16 protein-coding genes and 1 other annotated feature are annotated in these 17,398 nt (G+C 41.1%); of the genes, 10 read left to right on the top strand and 6 right to left on the bottom strand.

What is annotated here, in order from left to right; genetic code table 11:
• Positions 1 to 45: 45 nt before the first annotated feature.
• A complete protein-coding gene (gene thpR / locus MHZ95_RS10595; RefSeq protein WP_239390604.1) occupies positions 46 to 588 on the bottom strand; it encodes an RNA 2',3'-cyclic phosphodiesterase in 543 nt (180 codons plus the stop codon).
• A 336-nt stretch (positions 589 to 924) separates the two neighbouring features.
• On the opposite strand from thpR, the gene MHZ95_RS10590 reads away from it, so the two are divergent.
• Entirely contained in the window at positions 925 to 2,022 is a 1,098-nt protein-coding gene (locus MHZ95_RS10590; protein ID WP_239390603.1) for a branched-chain amino acid aminotransferase, read from the top strand.
• A 132-nt stretch (positions 2,023 to 2,154) separates the two neighbouring features.
• Positions 2,155 to 2,964 (top strand): HAD family hydrolase, encoded by an 810-nt coding sequence (locus MHZ95_RS10585; protein WP_239390602.1) that lies wholly within the window; start codon positions 2,155 to 2,157, stop codon positions 2,962 to 2,964.
• A 526-nt stretch (positions 2,965 to 3,490) separates the two neighbouring features.
• Here the strand turns inward: MHZ95_RS10585 and serA are convergent.
• The gene (serA, locus tag MHZ95_RS10580; RefSeq protein WP_239390601.1) at positions 3,491 to 5,077 is read right to left on the bottom strand and encodes a phosphoglycerate dehydrogenase; all 1,587 of its coding nucleotides are present in this window, start codon (positions 5,075 to 5,077) and stop codon (positions 3,491 to 3,493) included.
• Between the two features lie 157 nt (positions 5,078 to 5,234).
• Positions 5,235 to 5,464: a binding site (T-box leader), on the bottom strand.
• Positions 5,465 to 5,652: 188 nt separating this feature from the next.
• On the opposite strand from serA, the gene MHZ95_RS10575 reads away from it, so the two are divergent.
• The gene (locus MHZ95_RS10575; protein WP_239390600.1) at positions 5,653 to 6,669 is read left to right on the top strand and encodes an LLM class flavin-dependent oxidoreductase; all 1,017 of its coding nucleotides are present in this window, start codon (positions 5,653 to 5,655) and stop codon (positions 6,667 to 6,669) included.
• A 136-nt stretch (positions 6,670 to 6,805) separates the two neighbouring features.
• On the opposite strand, the gene MHZ95_RS21055 is transcribed toward MHZ95_RS10575, so the two are convergent.
• The gene (locus tag MHZ95_RS21055; RefSeq protein WP_483315926.1) at positions 6,806 to 7,219 is read right to left on the bottom strand and encodes a methyl-accepting chemotaxis protein; all 414 of its coding nucleotides are present in this window, start codon (positions 7,217 to 7,219) and stop codon (positions 6,806 to 6,808) included.
• Between the two features lie 669 nt (positions 7,220 to 7,888).
• Complete coding sequence (locus MHZ95_RS10565) at positions 7,889 to 8,878, bottom strand: M23 family metallopeptidase (RefSeq protein ID WP_239390598.1); 990 nt, start codon at positions 8,876 to 8,878, stop codon at positions 7,889 to 7,891.
• A gap of 237 nt (positions 8,879 to 9,115) precedes the next feature.
• Here MHZ95_RS10565 and MHZ95_RS10560 point away from each other — a divergent pair, with 237 nt between their 5' ends.
• The 3 genes from MHZ95_RS10560 (at position 9,116) to MHZ95_RS10550 (ending at position 11,951) form a co-directional block, all read left to right on the top strand.
• Positions 9,116 to 9,994, top strand: coding sequence for a BC_2427 family protein (locus MHZ95_RS10560; RefSeq protein ID WP_239390597.1), 879 nt, complete (start codon positions 9,116 to 9,118; stop codon positions 9,992 to 9,994).
• Positions 9,995 to 10,177: 183 nt separating this feature from the next.
• A complete protein-coding gene (locus MHZ95_RS10555; protein WP_370643001.1) occupies positions 10,178 to 10,942 on the top strand; it encodes a CsxC family protein in 765 nt (254 codons plus the stop codon).
• Between the two features lie 244 nt (positions 10,943 to 11,186).
• Entirely contained in the window at positions 11,187 to 11,951 is a 765-nt protein-coding gene (locus tag MHZ95_RS10550) for a CsxC family protein (protein WP_239390596.1), read from the top strand.
• Positions 11,952 to 12,309: 358 nt separating this feature from the next.
• Here the strand turns inward: MHZ95_RS10550 and MHZ95_RS10545 are convergent, their stop codons facing one another.
• Both MHZ95_RS10545 and MHZ95_RS10540 read right to left on the bottom strand, forming a co-directional pair.
• Positions 12,310 to 12,981 carry an exosporium glycoprotein BclB-related protein gene (locus MHZ95_RS10545; protein ID WP_239390595.1) on the bottom strand — a complete coding sequence of 224 codons (672 nt, stop codon included), beginning with the start codon at positions 12,979 to 12,981 and terminating at the stop codon, positions 12,310 to 12,312.
• A 191-nt stretch (positions 12,982 to 13,172) separates the two neighbouring features.
• Positions 13,173 to 14,393 carry a kinetochore Spc7 family protein gene (locus MHZ95_RS10540; protein WP_239390594.1) on the bottom strand — a complete coding sequence of 407 codons (1,221 nt, stop codon included), beginning with the start codon at positions 14,391 to 14,393 and terminating at the stop codon, positions 13,173 to 13,175.
• A 257-nt stretch (positions 14,394 to 14,650) separates the two neighbouring features.
• Here MHZ95_RS10540 and MHZ95_RS10535 point away from each other — a divergent pair, with 257 nt between their 5' ends.
• The 4 genes from MHZ95_RS10535 to MHZ95_RS10520 all read left to right on the top strand — a co-directional run.
• A complete protein-coding gene (locus MHZ95_RS10535; RefSeq protein WP_239390593.1) occupies positions 14,651 to 15,376 on the top strand; it encodes a BMQ_0737 family morphogenetic spore coat protein in 726 nt (241 codons plus the stop codon).
• 103 nt (positions 15,377 to 15,479) lie between these two features.
• Positions 15,480 to 16,055: a hypothetical protein gene (locus tag MHZ95_RS10530; RefSeq protein ID WP_239390592.1), complete on the top strand. Its 576-nt coding sequence runs from the start codon at positions 15,480 to 15,482 to the stop codon at positions 16,053 to 16,055.
• The gene (locus MHZ95_RS10525; protein ID WP_239390591.1) at positions 16,048 to 16,365 is read left to right on the top strand and encodes a hypothetical protein; all 318 of its coding nucleotides are present in this window, start codon (positions 16,048 to 16,050) and stop codon (positions 16,363 to 16,365) included. Before MHZ95_RS10530 ends, MHZ95_RS10525 begins: the two co-directional genes overlap by 8 nt.
• Before the next feature lie 61 nt (positions 16,366 to 16,426).
• On the top strand, positions 16,427 to 17,398 hold a 972-nt coding region (locus MHZ95_RS10520; protein WP_239390590.1), incomplete at its 3' end, for a hypothetical protein.

Raw genomic sequence — 17,398 nt, 5'->3', positions numbered from 1 at the left:
GGATAAGCAATGGTAATATATTGTATACTACAAATTGATAGGCATTCAAGAAAGCGTAAATGTCTTAACAGCCTCATACTTTGGGGATTTCTCCGGATGGATCGTGAATAGAGAAAAGGAGTGAACCGGGACTTCAATCGGTTTCCACTCTTCTTTTTGAATGTAAAGCGGTTTGGTCGTTTTGCGTTTTTTTGCGATTGTCATATGCGGTGTGAACCGGTCTGAAATCGACCGATTCAGAAGAGTAGCGACTGTTTTATCAACTTCCTTTTGCAAGGTCCTTATTGCCTCGGAAGCATCAACTGAAAAATAGACCACACGCGGACCAGCAGGTGAACCAAAGTATGATAATCCATCGATATGCATTTGAAAAGCGGGTATCTTTTCCGCGATTGCCTGTAAATTCTCCGTGAGTAAAGGCAAGGATGATTCGGGAATGGCGCCAATGAAAACCAATGTTACATGTAAATCATCTGGATGAGGAATCGTCTTGTATGTTTCGGGCAAACTGTATTTCTCTTTATAAGCATTGATAAGCGATTCAAAATCCGCCGGACCTTTTATACCGATAAAGTAATGCGAGGGCATTTCATTTTCCTCCTTCGAACTTTATGTGCATTGTTTTTAGTGTAACCGAACTAGGCAGAACCAAGTCAATTAAAGAGATGGTTTTCAAATGGGATGAGTCGTATTTACTTTTAATTTTTCAATAAAGTATTTTTGTAAGAAAATTTTTTCGTGGATTCCATAGCATATTTTGAAAAATGTTGATATAATCGATATTATTAGAAAATGAATTCCGCGAATAGGAAGTTAAAGGATGATCAGTGTTCTTTGGACGCTGTATTCCATTTGAAACACCAATTTTACGGAAGCGGCCAAATTATCTGGCTTCAAAATTAGAACCAAGGAGATGCAGGTAGCATGACGAATTACGCTATTCAAGTCAGATTGAGCGAGACGAAAAAACAAAAGCCTTTATCCGATCAATTAGAATTCGGAAGAGTCTTTACGGACCATATGTTTGTCGCGGATTATTATGAAGGAGAAGGCTGGGTTGACCATCGAATCGTGCCCTATGAACCCCTTCTGATCGATCCGGCTGCAACCATTTTTCACTATGGGCAAACTGTTTTTGAAGGATTAAAAGCCTATATCGGGAAAGATGGCAAGGTTCTACTGTTTCGCCCCGAAGAAAACATGCGCCGCATGAACAAATCGAGCGAACGTTTGTGCATGCCTCAAATCGATGAGGAAAATGCACTTGAAGCGTTGAAACAACTAATCACGGTGGATAAAGATTGGATCCCGGCTACAGAAGGGACCTCCCTTTATATAAGACCGTTTATGGTCGCAACTGAACCTTATTTAGGCGTTTCGCCAGCAAAAAAATACAAATTCATCATTATCTTATCGCCAGTTGGCTCTTATTATAAAGAAGGAATTCATCCGGTCAAAATTCTTGTTGAAAACGAATATGTCCGTGCGGTAGCTGGCGGAACGGGAACAGCAAAAACAGCAGGAAACTATGCGGCTGGTCTACGCGCACAGGAAATAGCAGATCAGAAAGGCTATTCCCAAGTCCTTTGGCTAGACGGCGTAGAGCGCAAATATATTGAAGAAGTCGGCAGCATGAATGTCTTTTTCAAAATTAACGGTGAAGTCGTGACGCCGATGCTGAATGGCAGTATTTTGGAGGGAATCACAAGAAAATCGATTCTTGAATTGATTCGCTATTGGGGTATTCCTGTAAGTGAGCGTAGAATTTCAATTGAAGAAGTATATGAAGCCCATCGTACAGGTACTTTGGAAGAAGCGTTCGGTACGGGAACAGCAGCGGTTGTCTCTCCGATCGGCGAACTGAATTGGCGAGATGAGAAAATTATCGTTAATAACGGTGAAACCGGCGAACTGTCCAAAAAATTATACGACGTGCTCACTGGCATCCAAACCGGCGAACTGGAAGATCCGTTCGGCTGGGTAACAGAGGTAACAGAAACGGCTGCTGTGAAAAGCGTTTGATTCGTAGATTAAAACATAAAAGAGCTATTAACCGATTCGGTTATAGCTCTTTTATAATGCAGAGAAATATATCGGAAAATTATGTACTAATCATGTATACTGGTATAAAGTACGGATAAGGAGAAGATTTCGATGATTAAAACAGTCATTTTTGATTTGGACGATACTTTGTTATGGGATAAAAAAAGTGTAGAAACTGCATTCAGAAAGACATGCGAACGGGCTGCCCAAAGCTACGCTATCGATCCGGCTGCGTTAGAAGAAGCGGTCAGGGCAGAGGCGAGGGAGCTATATGCCTCTTATGATACATATGCATTCACGCAAATGATCGGAATCAATCCCTTTGAAGGGATCTGGGGGACATTTGACGATGAAGGAGAATCCTTTCAAAAGATGAAGGAGATTATGCCGAATTATCGGCGCGACGCATGGACAAAAGGGCTGCAGCGATTGGGAATCGATGATGCAGATCTGGGCAGTGAACTTGCAGAACTATTTCCAGCGGAGCGAAAAAAGAGTCCGTTTATTTATGAAGAAACATTCGAAGTATTGGATCGCTTAAAAGATAACTATCAGCTTGTTTTATTGACCAATGGTTCTCCTAGTCTCCAACAGACAAAACTGACAATCACACCGGAGATCGCTCCTTATTTCGAGCATATCATCATTTCAGGTGCATTCGGAAAAGGGAAGCCGGATCCAGCCATTTTCCAACATGTCTTATCTACATGCGAGGTGTCTGCCGATGAGGCCATCATGGTCGGCGATAATCTGATGACGGACATACTTGGAGCTTCCCGTGTCGGCATGCGTTCCGTGTGGATCAACCGTGAGAACAAGGAACGGAGCGAAGAAAGTATACCAACATACGAAATCGATCATTTGGAGAAGTTAATGCCAATCCTTGACATGCTTGCAATGGAAGAAGTTATAGGAAAATAATAGACAATCAAAACCTATCCGCATCCGCAGATAGGTTTTTAATATGGAGATTTTTTTATGTTGTTTCCATGCTCATAAATTTACTTCCTCGCTCATAAATCAGGGGAGACACATAATCAACCGTTTGTGGCAATAAAAGCGGCGCTTCTGCGCTCAAAAATCCCTCCAAGTGCTCATAGACTCATAGTCCGCGCTCAATCACCGCTTGGAGTGATCAAAGCGAAATTCTTGCGCTAAAAGATCCCTTCAAGTGCTCATAGACTCATAATCCGCGCTCAATCACCGCTTGGAGTGATCAGAGCGAAGTTCTTGCGCTAAAAGATTCCCCCAAGTGCTCATAGACACATAGCCTGCGCTCAATCATCGGTTGGAGTGATCAAAGTAAATTTCTCGCGCTCTTAATTTCCTCCGCGCGCTCATAAATCATAGAGATCGCTCAATCAATCGTTTCAAGTGATCATAAACCACATAACTACGCATACAAAAAAGAAGCCCATCTACGAAGATAGGCCTCTTTTCTACTATATTATAGATCGATTGCGATGACATCATAAATGTCTTCCAATTCTTTTAAGCGGTTGACGTTTTCTTGTTCAACATGATTATCGACGGTTAGCATCATGATAGCGTCTCCGCCGACAGTTGAGCGGCCCACTTGCATCGTGGCGATGTTGATGTTTTCGACGGCAAGCATTGTTCCGACACGGCCGATTGCGCCAGGTTGGTCTTTATGTTTGACAAAGAGCAAGTGACCTTCTGGGCTGATATCTACTAAATTATCATCCACTTTGACAATGCGGGCACCTAGTCCATTAAGCAATGTGCCTGATACGCGACGAATCCCGCTTGCTGTTGTGATTTCCACAGTGATCAAATTGGAGAAACCTTTTGTTGTCGATGTTTTATGTTCATTGACTTTAATGCCGAAGCGCTCAGCAAGATATTTTGCATTGACGTCGTTGACATGTTCACCTAGATTGCGTTTGAGCAATCCTTTTAGCGTGTTCCGTGTGAGTGGTCTGACATCCGATTCGGCTAGTTCACCTGCATAGTAGATGTTCACTTCTTCGATGACTTTATTGCTTAATCGGGATAGGAAAATTCCGATCTTTTCTGACAAATCGAAGAATGGTTCGATTTTCGCCAATACTTCTTTTGAGACGGAAGGGAGATTGACAGGATTTTGGACAGCCCCTCCATTCAAGAATGTGACAACATCATGGCTGACATCGATTGCGACGCTTTCTTGTGCTTCAATCGTACTTGCCCCTAGGTGAGGAGTTGCAATCACTTCAGGAAGTGTCAATAATTTATGACCAACGAAAGGCTCCTGTTCAAATACGTCGAGTGCGGCACCGGCGACTTTCTTCGAAACAATCGCATCATATAGTGCATCTTCATCGATAATCCCACCGCGTGCACAGTTGACGATTTGGACGCCTTCTTTCATGATCGCAAATGCTTCTGCATTGATCATATTGCGTGTTTCTTTCAGTAGCGGCGTATGGATCGTAATGAAATCTGCAGCTTTTAACACTTCTTCGACTGTTCCCGAACTGATGCCCATTTTTTTCGCTTTTTCTTCGGTTAAAAACGGATCGTAAGCAATAACATTCATTCTTTGTCCCTTTGCCCGTGCAGCTACTTCAGCACCGATACGACCAAGTCCAATGACACCGAGTGTTTTGTTTTTCAATTCAACCCCGATGAATGATTTGCGGTCCCATTCGCCACTTTTCAATGAATTGAAAGCTTGCGGAATTTTTCTTGCCAAAGCAGTGAGCATCGCTATTGTATGTTCAGCCGCGGAATTCGTGTTGCCATCCGGCGCGTTGACGACGATGATTCCGTGTTCTGTTGCGGCATCCAAGTCGATGTTATCAACACCGACCCCTGCGCGACCAATTATTTTCAAGTTCGGCGCATTCTCAATGATGTCGCGTGTGACTTGTGTTTGACTGCGGACTAATAACGCATCGTAATCACGAATTTTTTCTGCAAGTTCAGCAGGCGTGCAAGTCGTATCTACAACAATGTTCATACCTTCCGCTTGGCGTAATGGAAAAATACCATCTTCGCTTAATGGATCACTAATTAGAATATTAAAAGACATCTCGATCGACACTCCTTTGATTTATGTACAATTTTTTTATGGACAAGTGGATGTGGGACAACTATGACAACATGCAAAAGCTAAAAATTACTTCACATCGTTCTTTTCCCCTTTCTAAACAATAAACAATAAAAAAAGCCTTCCACCCCTTACAAATGTAAGGGGCGAAAAGCTGAACTACTCACGCGGTACCACCCTTGTTCACTGTCCTAAATTACTGGACAGTCTCGGTTAGCATGCTTAACGGGCATGGAGCGGATTGGTCTACTCTCTATTTCAACCAATCTATTCAGAAGTGCTACTTTACGTTGAAATCACTGATTTGCACCAACCATCAGCTCTCTTTAGATTTCTTAGCGTAAAACTTATCTTCATCGCAATAGTTAAAAGAAATATTAAATTTAGAACTAATCATAACAAATGAAAAAAAATTGTCAAGCGCCTATTTCACTTTCATTTGCAATTTTTTAAAAAGTAAGTGAGAAGTGGAGTGATTTCTCACGAAGTCGCATTGTTAGAGATTGTATTTCCATAAAGGTATCATAAAAGAATAGCCAAAGGAGGAATGAACCAAAGTGAATGATGAAAAAGTAAAAGAATTCAATAATATTCCGCTGTCCGTTTTGGATTTATCGCCAATCAATGAAGGCAGTGATGCAACGCAATCCTTTAAAAATAGTGTAGAATTGGCCCGGCTTACGGAGCGATGGGGCTTTCATCGCTATTGGTTAGCGGAACATCATAATATGCCGGGGATCGGCAGTTCTGCAACTTCTGTTCTCATCGGACATATAGCGGGAGCGACACAAAAGATACGTGTCGGGGCGGGAGGCATTATGTTACCTAACCATGCTCCGTTAGTCATTGCCGAGCAATTTGGCACACTTGAATCGATTTATCCGGGACGGATCGACCTTGGCCTTGGCCGGGCACCAGGCTCGGATCAAGCAACCGCTTATGCACTGCGCCGAACCCTACATAGCAGTGGGGAAGATTTCCCGGAACAACTAGATGAGCTACGTGCGTATTTCGAACCGGATAATACTGCCCGCGTGCGTGCCTTTCCAGGAGAAGGTCTGGAAATACCGATTTGGTTGCTAGGTTCAAGTGGTTTCAGTGCACAACTTGCGGCACAAGAAGGCTTGCCGTTTTCGTTTGCCAGTCATTTTGCACCTGCCTATACATTGCAGGCATTACAGCTTTATCATCAGCATTTTAAACCATCGCAAGCGCTTCAGCAACCGTATGCCATGCTTGGCATCAATGTCATCGCGGCGGAGACGGATGAGGAAGCGAATTTCTTGGCAACATCCCAGCAACAGCAGTTCCTCAGCTTAACGAGGGGCATGCCAACGCAGTTGAAACCGCCAATCAATAACATCAACGAAGTATGGTCACCTTACGAACGGGCCTCCGTCGAAAGAACCCTCGATTCTCGTTCAACGATGGTCGGAAGTCCTGAAACGGTCAAACGGAAGTTGGAAAGTTTTATTCAAGAAACCAAAGCGAATGAACTGATCATCAACTCGCAAATATACGATCAACAAGCCCGCTTGCGTTCGTATGAAATTGTTGCAGAAATGATGGAATAATTTACTCTAACGAAACCACGTTCTTTCAAGCGGAAGATGAATTTTATTTAATTATAAAATTTTTGTTTTTAACTTTGTTGAATGAGTAAAAGCCCTGCTGAAAATTGCAGGGCTTTCCCTTTTCGCATTCGAGCCATTAGTTGATCGTGCTTGACTGCAGCAGTTCGTCGGCCAATTGATTCAATTTCGAATAGGTGCCGTTTAGTTCTTCCATGCTGGCATGATGCTCTTCCGTAAAAGAAGCGATATGGCTGGTTGAGACATTCATTTCATCGATTGCATTTGTAATGATGTCTAATTGGGTTTCTATTTTGTTTGCGCTTTCATTGCTGTGATCAGCCATTTTACGGATTTCATGCGCAACGACTGAAAACCCTTTTCCTTGTTCGCCAGCTCTTGCCGCTTCAATTGAAGCGTTCAGGCCCAAAATATTTGACTGGCGGGCAATGTTTTTCACCAATGCCAAGACATCGATGATTTTGGAAATGTCCTGTCTGACAGCTCCAGATCGTTCAGATAACGCTTGCAATTGAGTGGTCACATCTGTCATTGCATTGGTCATCATTTCGGTCATCGCCGACATTTCTTGAACAGCTGCAGCCAAGTTTGTCGCCCCAGAGCGTAATGTTGAAACTTTTTCGTACGAAATGAGTGCACTCAATACCCCGATGACTTCACGTCCATCGAATATAGGTTGTGCCAAAGAAATATAAGGGAAGCCGAAGTTGGAAGAATCGTTTTCCTCTCGCAGTAGCCGCCCCTCTCGGAGTGCTTTCATGGTCACGCTGTTACTAAGTATTTTATCTCCAACTTTCACTTTGACATCAATGGTTTTTCCGGGTAAATATTCAAGCAATGTTCCTTCGTGATCGCCTAACACGAGACAGGCGTCTTCCGGATATGTTTTTTGAAAGTCTCTCATCGATTGTTTTAAGCTTTCTAATTTCGGATGCAACTTTGTTTCCCCCTTAAACGAAATACATTGTGAGATGAGAAAATTTGGGTTTTTTATCACAATTATTAGAATTATAACAAACTGCATAGGACATTGGAAGGTCTAATTGGAGCAAAATGGTAGTTGTTTGGTTATTTGTGAAATAAAAAAGTGAATAATTGCAAAAAAACTCCTTCAGCAGTCAAGGAAGTGAAATGGCATTTCCCGAACAGCTAAAAGGAGTAAACATGAAAATGAAAATTCAGTCAAATGATGGTCCTTCCATCATTTTCGTTGCTTATCTTGACGTTCCCAAACGCGTAAAGAAGGGTAGGGGTCAAAAGACCATTCCGTCCGTCCATTATATTTGTACATGCCGTAATGTAGGTGAGGAGGGAATTTACCGGAAGTTCCTTCTTTTCCGTAGCCAGAACTGCCGACATAACCGACGATTGTTCGAGGTTCAACAATGTCGCCTACCTTCAAATCCTTATTAAACGAAGATAAATGGGCAAAATAGTGGTACGTATTATGACTATCGCGGATGCCTACGCGCCAACCACCAAATTCGTTCCAGCCCATGATTTCAATAACACCATACGAGGTAGAGCGGACAGGAGTCCCATATCCGGCAAACAAATCGGTTCCTTCATGGATCCGTCTACCGCCCCAACCTCGGCTAGCCCCCCATGTACCTCTGTAACTGTAATTGTAGTTGGTCGGGATCGGGAAAGCATGTTCATCCAAATCCAAAGACTCGAAATGTTTATACATCATTGCAATGGTCATAATTTGGTTAACTGTTTCTTCACGCATATAATAATCCCATAGCGCCAATTTAAAATCCTCTTCCGTTTCGCCGTAAAGGCTGAGGTAGGTAGCCATCGTATAAAGGATATCATTTGGATTGTCCGGATCTGCAATCCCATCGGCGTCACCGTCCAGTCCGTTTCCGCCAAAGTAAGTAATCGATTCGGGGGATGTATCTAAGCTCTCCGGGTTTTGTGCGCCAGCCCAAAATTCTTCGGAAAATTGGATGGCAATGGGGCCATCCCTTTTTGGAATATCGTTCCTCACTTGTTGGATATTCCTTTCAAACTGATCAATGGCAGCCAAGAAATACCAAGGGGTTGTAATTGACTCGAATTGTAAATAATAACGCATCCGCTCATCCATTACCTCTTCCCTTGTCAGCTCTTCTTTTGCGTATACAACTGAGAAGAAAAGCCAAGATAAGGCACATACATACAGTGGTAAAAGATACCTGTGACGCACGAGAAAACCTCCTTTTTATAGGTCTCATTAGATTTCCCCAAACGTCCTTTTTCATGAGTTTGAAATTGTAGAATGTAATCCGGAATTGTATGAGTGACAGTCACCTAACCCAAAGCATAAATTAAGAATGAATTTGTTTGATTAGGGGTGGAATTTAATGAGAATTTCGTGGATTAGTCATTGGATATGACTGGAAATAAGAAGCGCGCGATATCTAAAATGGTGAATGCACTGAAAATGGTCCAAGCCATTCAGACGGATGCTCCTTTTTCATTATCAGTTGGTCATAATTCTCCGATGATTGGTGAACATACACTTAAAGAAAGTGAAATGGAGCCTGTAAATTTTTCTCAATCCCGGATTATGAATGATATTCCCCAGAGCGATATTATTTATTGTAAATCAATAAAAAGTCCGTTTTCCACTTTTGTAGAAATTGCTGATTTTCGCCAAGAGCCTTTATTTAGCGAAATCAATCAACAGACATTTGAATTTCTGGAACAATCCAATACGCAAGGTTTTAAATCCGATACAAAATTCATCAGTACAACCACATGCTATCCGCACCAGCCTGCTTGTCATTTAGTAAGTTCTGCAATTCATGAGACCATCTATTTAACGAAAATCAATCGTGGGGATGGCTCGGAGAAACAAGCAGAAATTAGCGCTAAATCAATTGTCAGACCAATCCATTCTCCCCGAAAAATAGTGAAATCAAAACATATAAATGATGCCAATGATTACATAAAAATCAGAGTTCCAGTCATATTAGGAGAATACAATATTGAATTTTGTATAGAAGAAGAGATTTTGTTTGAAGAAAAGGTCATACGGATTAAGGAAGTTTCTAACAGGATTGTCCTAACAAATTGTCATTTCATACCGACTGGATTTTCTACATCGATCGGGGATGGAACATGTGCAGCATCCAGTGGAATGTTAGTAATTGAAGGACATATCGTTCAACATATTAAGTATAGTGCAATACCAGTTAAAAACAGCCGTACTAGAAAAAGGCGGAAGATCATGAAGTTGCATGAGAAAATCACATTGGAATTAATCGTCCAATTGTTGCAGGAACAAGCAATTCATGTGAATTATAATCATTTAAATTAGGATGACTCTGGCATTTGCACAGGGTCATTTTCTTTTGATCCCACTGAATTTCAATGCGGTTAATTCGGTTGAGTTTTCGATAATAATTTGGACAACTCCAAGAGTTTTGCCCGAGCAATCAAGCTGTTTTTACATAATGTATGAGTGTAAGCTTACAAAATTATTTCAAGGAGATGTATTTAAATGAGTTGTAATGACAAAGGCTTCGATGGCAAAATGCACCATGACCAGTCTTGTAAAGTGCGTTCGCACCAGCAGACTCCGTTAACTGATGATGCTATCGATCTTCAACTAACCGCTGGCACACCTACGTTTAAAGTACCTGTAGTTTTAGCAGAGAGAACTCTTCAAGTTGTTGTAGAATCAGATATTTCCCTTCACCCATCCGCATCAGAGATTAAGCGGGTGACAAAGAATGCGTTTTTAGACCAGGTCAAACTTGTACCTGTTAGATTTAGCCGAATTGGTACTACAGACTATTTTGAAGTGACACGGGCTAAATTGTTCGTATCCGGCTATATTCGTAAAGATATTGAATATGCTTCACGAGATTGCTATGGTAGCATTCGGGATCGAATTGCTGAGGTGCCGTTTTCAGGATTTGCGGAAATCACGGAGGACGAATTCCTCAACCTTCCTATCATCGGAGTTTCCGATAGCAACACTGCCCGGTTCCTGAATGACAAAAATGAGATCGAACCTCGTTTGGATAAGTATTTCTTCCAAAATCTTGTGCGATACAATGAACAACCGTACGGTGAGTTACTGGGTGCCAACTTCTTTGAACTTGATTTTTCACCGAAACACACAAAACGCGGAGGAGAGTTTGACACACTACGGGAAAAAATTGTCTTGGATCTGCATTTAAAAGTATTGCAAGTCCAACAATGGCGAGTTGCAGCTACACGAGCTATCCCAATGTTTGATGAAGGAACTCTTGGTGACTAAGAGTAGTTTCTAAAAACCACTGGAAATCCATATACGGATTTCCAGTGGTTTTTGTTTGTATAATTTGGGATTACAAAGATCCAGCGGGCACAATCCGCTATGGGCAATTGAATAATAGAGTCATATCGGAATGATTGTACGCATGAATAATATGGACAACTCCAAGAGTTTTGCCTGAGCGTCGAAGCGAAACGAACATAATTTAGGAGTGTAAGCTTACAAAAAATCAAGGAGTTGTTTTTACATGGGTAATTATGGTCATACCCCTCATGGGACGCCTGATGGCATTCCTCCCTGTGAGGTGAATTCGCTTCAACAAATCCCTTTAACCGATGATGCTATCGGACTTCAGGAAACCGTTGGCACACCTACTTTTAAAGTCCCTGTAGTTTTAGCAGAGAGAACACTTCAAATTGTTGTAGAATCAGATATATCACTTGAACCTTCCGCAACGGAGATTAAGCGAGTGACAAAGAATGTGTTTTTAGACCAAGTCAAACTTGTACCTGTGAGATTTTGCCCAATTGGCGATACAGACTTTTTTGAAGTAACACGGGCTAAATTGTTCGTATCAGGACACATCCGTAAAGATATTGAATATGCTACGCGTAATTGCCATGGAGGACTTCGGGACCGAATTGCTGAAGTACCATTTTCAGGATTTGCGGAAATTACAGCGGACGAATTCCTCGAATTCCCTGTCATCGGAATTTCCGATAGTAGCACAGCCCGCTTCCTAAATGACAAAAATGAGATCGAACCTCGTTTGGACAAATATTTCTTCCAAAATCTTGTGAAATACAATGAACAGCCATATGGTGAGTTACTAGGTGCCAACTTCTATGAACTTGATTTTTCACCAGTACACACGAAACACGGAGGAGAATTTAGTACATTGCGGGAAAAAACCGTGTTGGATCTTCATTTAAAAGTATTACAAGTCCAACAATGGCAAGTTGCAGCTACACGAACCCTTCCGATTTTTGACGAAGGTACACTTGATATCTAAGAGTGATTTTTGTCGTTAGAATTCAATGTGCAAAAAATCCCCTTTCCATTCTTGCGATGGAAAGGGGACTTTAGGAATAGAAAGTCGTTTTCTATTCATGGGACAGGATCTATTCCTGTGAGAACAAACTTTTCCTCGACAATTGACTTTTTTATGACATTGATTATTTGAAATTATATTTATACCTCGCATTATTCAACTAAAGGAATTAAATGGCGGACGTGGTAACGGCCTGCTTGAAATAAAGAAGGTTCCAACTTCCTGAACAATTCGAAGTTGTTCAGGAAGCTGAAACCCGTTACTTGATTAAAGATTTTTCCTATAGTCACTTGTCCGTGACTTGTCTAGAGACAGGAAATCACTCAATAGTAATACCTGCACCTGCAGTACCTACAATGACATCAGCTATAGCTAATCCGGTTGTAGTTGTAGAAAGCACCAATAATAGACGATCCCCTAAGGCTACCGGGAAATTGAAGCCTGTCGCCGTTCCTGAAACTGTCTGACCGGTAGTAAGGACGCCTGATAGAGCTGGGGTCAGGTTTACTGCAACGCCAGTAGCTACAAAATCTGTTGAACCTTCCGGAGCTCGATAGACCTCGGCTCTGATAGATACAGATCCACCAAGGGCGAGGGTCAATCCTGTTGTTACAGAGAAGGTTGCAGAAATAGCTGTGAGAACACCTGGACGTGCTGCTGAAAAAGCTTCATTAAAGACACCGCTCAGATCTATACCGGTTCCTACAATTGTTAAACCAGGAACAAAACTTCCAAATCCGAGTGCGGTAGTAGTGCCGACCAGTGCACCTCCGACAACAGCAGTCAAAGGGAGTGGTGTAAGCCCTGACGCAAACGGGATCATCGCACCGACGCTGCGTGGAGCTGGTGTGACAACACAGGCCGGGTCAACTGCTACAAATGGGCCGAGTTGACCGCAACGATTGTTGTTTGATGAGCCATTGCCACAATTGATATCGTTTTGACATCTACCACGTCCGCCGCATCTGTTGCATCCGTAATAATTTGACATGTTAACACCTCCTTTCTTTGCTATACTATTCAGAGGTTCACAGGTCGGACGGGCATTCAACTATTTGTTGCATATAGTTTTTTGCATAGTTGGATCTAATTCACTTTACCGATAATTATTGGGTAAAAAAACTGCTGTCCTGATGTTGAGTCAGGACAGCGTTTATTCATTAGTTTTACACTCAATAGGATTTACTTTAACTTCTTCCAAAAGAGTTTTAAAAATGATAATGGTTCATTGCTTTTATTTTCTTGTTGTTTTGCATTATTTGAAACTTCAATTTGCTCTTCTTTCTTCAAAATTGGTTCCTCTACAATCGCGATAGATTCTACTTTCTTCAGAATTGGTTCATTTACAACCGCGACAGGTTCATCATTTTTCAGAATAGGATCTTTTACAATCGCGATAGGTTCTTCTTTCTTCGGAATAGTTTCATTTACATTCACGATAGGTTCATCATTTTTTTGAATCGATTCACTTACCCCCACAGTAGATCCTTCTTTCTCCTGAATAGCTTCTTCTATCATTTCGACAGGTTCATCATTTTTCTGAATTGCCTCTTCTGCTTTTTCAATTTGCTCTTGCCCGCCAATTGGTGGTACATCAGGCTCATGCTTACTGAATTCTTGCTGCACCTCATTATTGGTAGGCGTGCTATTAGTCAAGGGGATAGGATTGGTTTCTATACCTTTAATCGGGATTCCTTTTATGGGGAAGGGGTTATTCCGATAACCTGCGAACTTCGGATTATTACTTTTGTGCATGCTGTTATAGAATTGGCTAGGGCTCATGTTGTTTAATGGTGTATTTCGTTTGTTGGAATACTGCTGTCCTTCTTGAGAGTTCCTTGGAAAATTGAACCCTTCTGTTAGCGTTGAACCATTCGGTAATTCTTTGATACTTTTTGACTGGCTCAAGATTTTTTGAAATTGATTGTAAGATGGTGGGAGATCGGATTTTGGGATAGAAGGAAAGGTTGATTGGCCAATGTTTTGGGGAGTGTCATTCATAAAATCGATTTCCCTAGTGGTCATGGAACCTTGTAAAACAATCCCGGGATTTTGTTCTTCTATAAGATTATCGTTATTGCCTTCATCTATTTTGCTCATGATTGATGAAATTTTTTGGTTTAAATCCTCGATTGTTTGGTTTAAAGAGTCAATCTGAACCGTGAAATTCTTAATTTCCTCCTTATATCCCTGGATTTGCATACTATTCTCTTCATCCATTATTTCCATCAACTCTTCTAAATCCGTGATTTTCGTTTTAAAACTTTGAAATTCTTCCTTGTCGCGATAATCGTCTTCAGTTGAATTGTCTGCTTTCAACATTGTTAACGTTTCCCGATACGTTGTGATTTTCTGTTTCAGTTTTTCAATATCATGAGCGGAGGATAGCTGAACATCTCCCATCATATTTCACTCCTTTACAGTTCACTCCTATACTATTAATAAGATTTTCGATAGGTGACAAACCCTATGCGTTGAGCACTGTATAAGTCATTAAAAGCCCATGTGCTCAATCTTTTACATCATATTATGCTACGAACGAAAGAAAAAAAGGAGGTGTTAATAAAATGAGGGAAAAAAAGTGTGGTTGCCGCCCATGCACAAAATCCCCTTCATCATATTCTAGGTGTGAAAGAGATAATCTCGGAGGTGTAAACAGGATGCAAGAAAAAAAGTTTGAGGATAGGTTTGATGATAAGTTTGATGGTAAAGAACTGATGTGTGTGAATGTTAATAAGGTGTATGACTGGATTGTGAAGGAAAATAATTTTGATGCTATCCCGGTAGCGGCTGGAGTAGGAGTTTCTTTTCCAAGTATACCAGCTACTTTAACAAATCCGATTGTTACATGTAGCGTGGTTCCTAGTACGGGGGTCAGCCCCGCCTTGCCTCCAATTCAAATTCTCAACCGTGAGGATCGTCAATTCTGCATCGATGGCAAGAATATCTGTCTTCAACAGCTGACGATCAGAAAAAATTTCACGGTACAGCTTACTATTACTGCAACAGAGGGAACATTTGTAAGCCCTACGCTTCTGCCTATTTCTCGTACTGAAGTAGTCACTTTGTGCGCACCTGATGACACAGCTGTTGAAGTGGTATATACAGAACTGAACTGTGTCATATCTAGTACAGGTGCGATTGCTGTAGTTGGTACCGGTGCAACTGCGACTGTCACGTTCACCAATTTAGTAGTCTCAGTAAATACTTGTCAAAGCATCCAATCGACATTCCCGGTCACTCTTGAACTTTTTGCTGAATTCTGTCATCCAAGAGAAGATTTTATAACTGCTTGCCCACCGCCTAGTCATCCGCCACAATGTCCTCAACTGTTCCCGGATCATGGCCACGGTCACGGTCATTGTCGCGATCATGGCTGTCACTAATATCGGCTATTGGTGATAATCATTAAGCGGTCAACATATCTTAAAGAGAGGAAACTCCTCTCTTTATTTTTATTTTCATTTGAGGAAAAGGTGGTTAAAAAAGGTGAGACACGGTGGAAATGATGTAGAAGCGAAGATTGAAGAGCTTCATCTGCAAACGACAGCCTACTTGTCTGAAATTAGAAAGTGGGCAGATGAACTTCATCATCCTGACAGACTGAACATTATCAGTTATTTTACGTATTCATTGGACATCTCCCATGATTCCGCTCAGGAGAGTTTATGTCTTGGATCCTACCATATATCGAACAGGGGAAATCGACCTATCACAGATCCCTATGTGTGTATAAAACTCCCTGAACAATCGCCCTTTTCCTTTTCAGGGAAGTATGTGTATGAAAACTTCCAACAGAGGTTGAAGTCGCCCGGCGGATGGCAACGGATCAATGAAAAAGAGGATAAAGAGGAATTTTGGCTTAAACCGTTGGGGAAACGATTGATTGAACCGAATGAAACCCTTTCTTTTTCGGATTTTCAGATTAAGTGGAACCCTACTTCATCGTACGCAGGCAGTATCATGGGATTTACTTACAGTGACGAACTGAAAAATGGAATAGCTGTGCTTAACCCCATTAATCTCAATGGAAGCATTTCGAAACAGGAGGTTACAGATGAGTGATAGAGAGGGCAATGAGCAAGAGTTGTTTGTGAAACAGATGGTGCGTCAAATCATGAAAGACCAATTGAATGAATGGAACACAGGGAATATGGAAAACAATCATAGCTATGTCTTTTTAGAGAACAAGACATTGAATATGGTGCTTCTCTATTTATTGATGAAAGAAGAGCGTCGGACAAATGGAGAAATGGATGGAGAAGATAAAAGGCATTCTGAAGAGGAGACTATAGAGAAACTTGAACAGGCTATCGCGGATACGAAAAAAGAATTTGAAGAAACAATCACTTTACTAAAAGAGAAGTTGTTATAACTTACTATAACTGACGCCTTCTATTTATGCTCAAGGAAAATCTGAGATTGGAGGTTCTATTATGAATAGTGAAAACATCAAAAATAATGATCCCATCCAGCTTAAACAAATGATCATCTTTTTAAAAGCGGAATTGACGAAGTATGAGCATAAAGTGAAAGAATACAAAGATAGCTATCACTATTCTATCATAGAAAATCTTGAGCAGGAAAATGTGCAACTGACAAAAGAGAATGATGAACTCAAAAAGCAATTACATGAAATGCAGCGGAGAAGATATAGCCCGGCTGTCGACTTTGTATGGAAAACAAAAACGGATTGGCTACCGGTTAACAAACAGTTGAACGAAGTGATGAAAAAATTAAAAGACGATGCCGATACTAATCAAACAAGGCACCGAAGACAAGAGCGGCAAATCACTTCTCTACATAAAAAATTTAAAGCTCATAAATCAAATTTAGAACAGTTCGAATATAGACTTATCGACCTCATTCAAAATATGACCAACCAAGTACATAACCAGCTCGCAAATGTAAGTATTACTAACGAAGAACGTCATCGATTCGAGGATGGGAGACGACGTTTATTAAAAAAAATAGAAGAAAAAAACATTAAGATCGAGGAACTGCAGCATGAAATGATAGAGGTGAAAAAACAAAAGGCACTATCAGAAGATAATATGATAACTGCCACATTAAAAAGTGAGTCTACTAAAACTTCAGACAGACTACTGCAATTAGAGTACCAACTAAAAGAAGTCGTGGCAAAATCGTTGGATGCTGAAAAGAAGAGGGCAGCCAAGCTAGACATTTTCGATGATATGAAACAGCGTTACCTGAAGGAGATTGAAGAAAAAAACAGTAAGATCGAGGAACTGCAGCATGAAATGATAGAGGTGAAAAAACAAAAGGTACTATCAGAAGATAATATGATAACTGCCACATTAAAAAGTGAGTCTACTAAAACTTCAGACAGACTACTGCAATTAGAGTACCAACTAAAAGAAGTCGTGGCAAAATCGTTGGATGCTGAA

The organism is Sporosarcina sp. ACRSM, assembly GCF_022346545.1.
Classification (GTDB): domain Bacteria; phylum Bacillota; class Bacilli; order Bacillales_A; family Planococcaceae; genus Sporosarcina.
Note: the sequence above shows the minus strand (reverse complement) of the source record. Positions and strands in the feature narration are given on the sequence as shown.

Bases quoted from the DNA above. Each gene is read 5' to 3' on its own strand.
- thpR (WP_239390604.1), bottom strand. From the start codon at position 588: ATGCCCTCGCATTACTTTATCGGTATAAAAGGTCCGGCGGATTTTGAA.
- MHZ95_RS10590 (WP_239390603.1), top strand. From the start codon at position 925: ATGACGAATTACGCTATTCAAGTCAGATTGAGCGAGACGAAAAAACAA.
- MHZ95_RS10585 (WP_239390602.1), top strand. From the start codon at position 2,155: ATGATTAAAACAGTCATTTTTGATTTGGACGATACTTTGTTATGGGAT.
- serA (WP_239390601.1), bottom strand. From the start codon at position 5,077: ATGTCTTTTAATATTCTAATTAGTGATCCATTAAGCGAAGATGGTATT.
- MHZ95_RS21055 (WP_483315926.1), bottom strand. From the start codon at position 7,219: ATGACAGATGTGACCACTCAATTGCAAGCGTTATCTGAACGATCTGGA.
- MHZ95_RS10560 (WP_239390597.1), top strand. From the start codon at position 9,116: ATGGTCCAAGCCATTCAGACGGATGCTCCTTTTTCATTATCAGTTGGT.
- MHZ95_RS10555 (WP_370643001.1), top strand. From the start codon at position 10,178: ATGAGTTGTAATGACAAAGGCTTCGATGGCAAAATGCACCATGACCAG.
- MHZ95_RS10550 (WP_239390596.1), top strand. From the start codon at position 11,187: ATGGGTAATTATGGTCATACCCCTCATGGGACGCCTGATGGCATTCCT.
- MHZ95_RS10545 (WP_239390595.1), bottom strand. From the start codon at position 12,981: ATGTCAAATTATTACGGATGCAACAGATGCGGCGGACGTGGTAGATGT.
- MHZ95_RS10540 (WP_239390594.1), bottom strand. From the start codon at position 14,393: ATGGGAGATGTTCAGCTATCCTCCGCTCATGATATTGAAAAACTGAAA.
- MHZ95_RS10535 (WP_239390593.1), top strand. From the start codon at position 14,651: ATGCAAGAAAAAAAGTTTGAGGATAGGTTTGATGATAAGTTTGATGGT.
- MHZ95_RS10525 (WP_239390591.1), top strand. From the start codon at position 16,048: ATGAGTGATAGAGAGGGCAATGAGCAAGAGTTGTTTGTGAAACAGATG.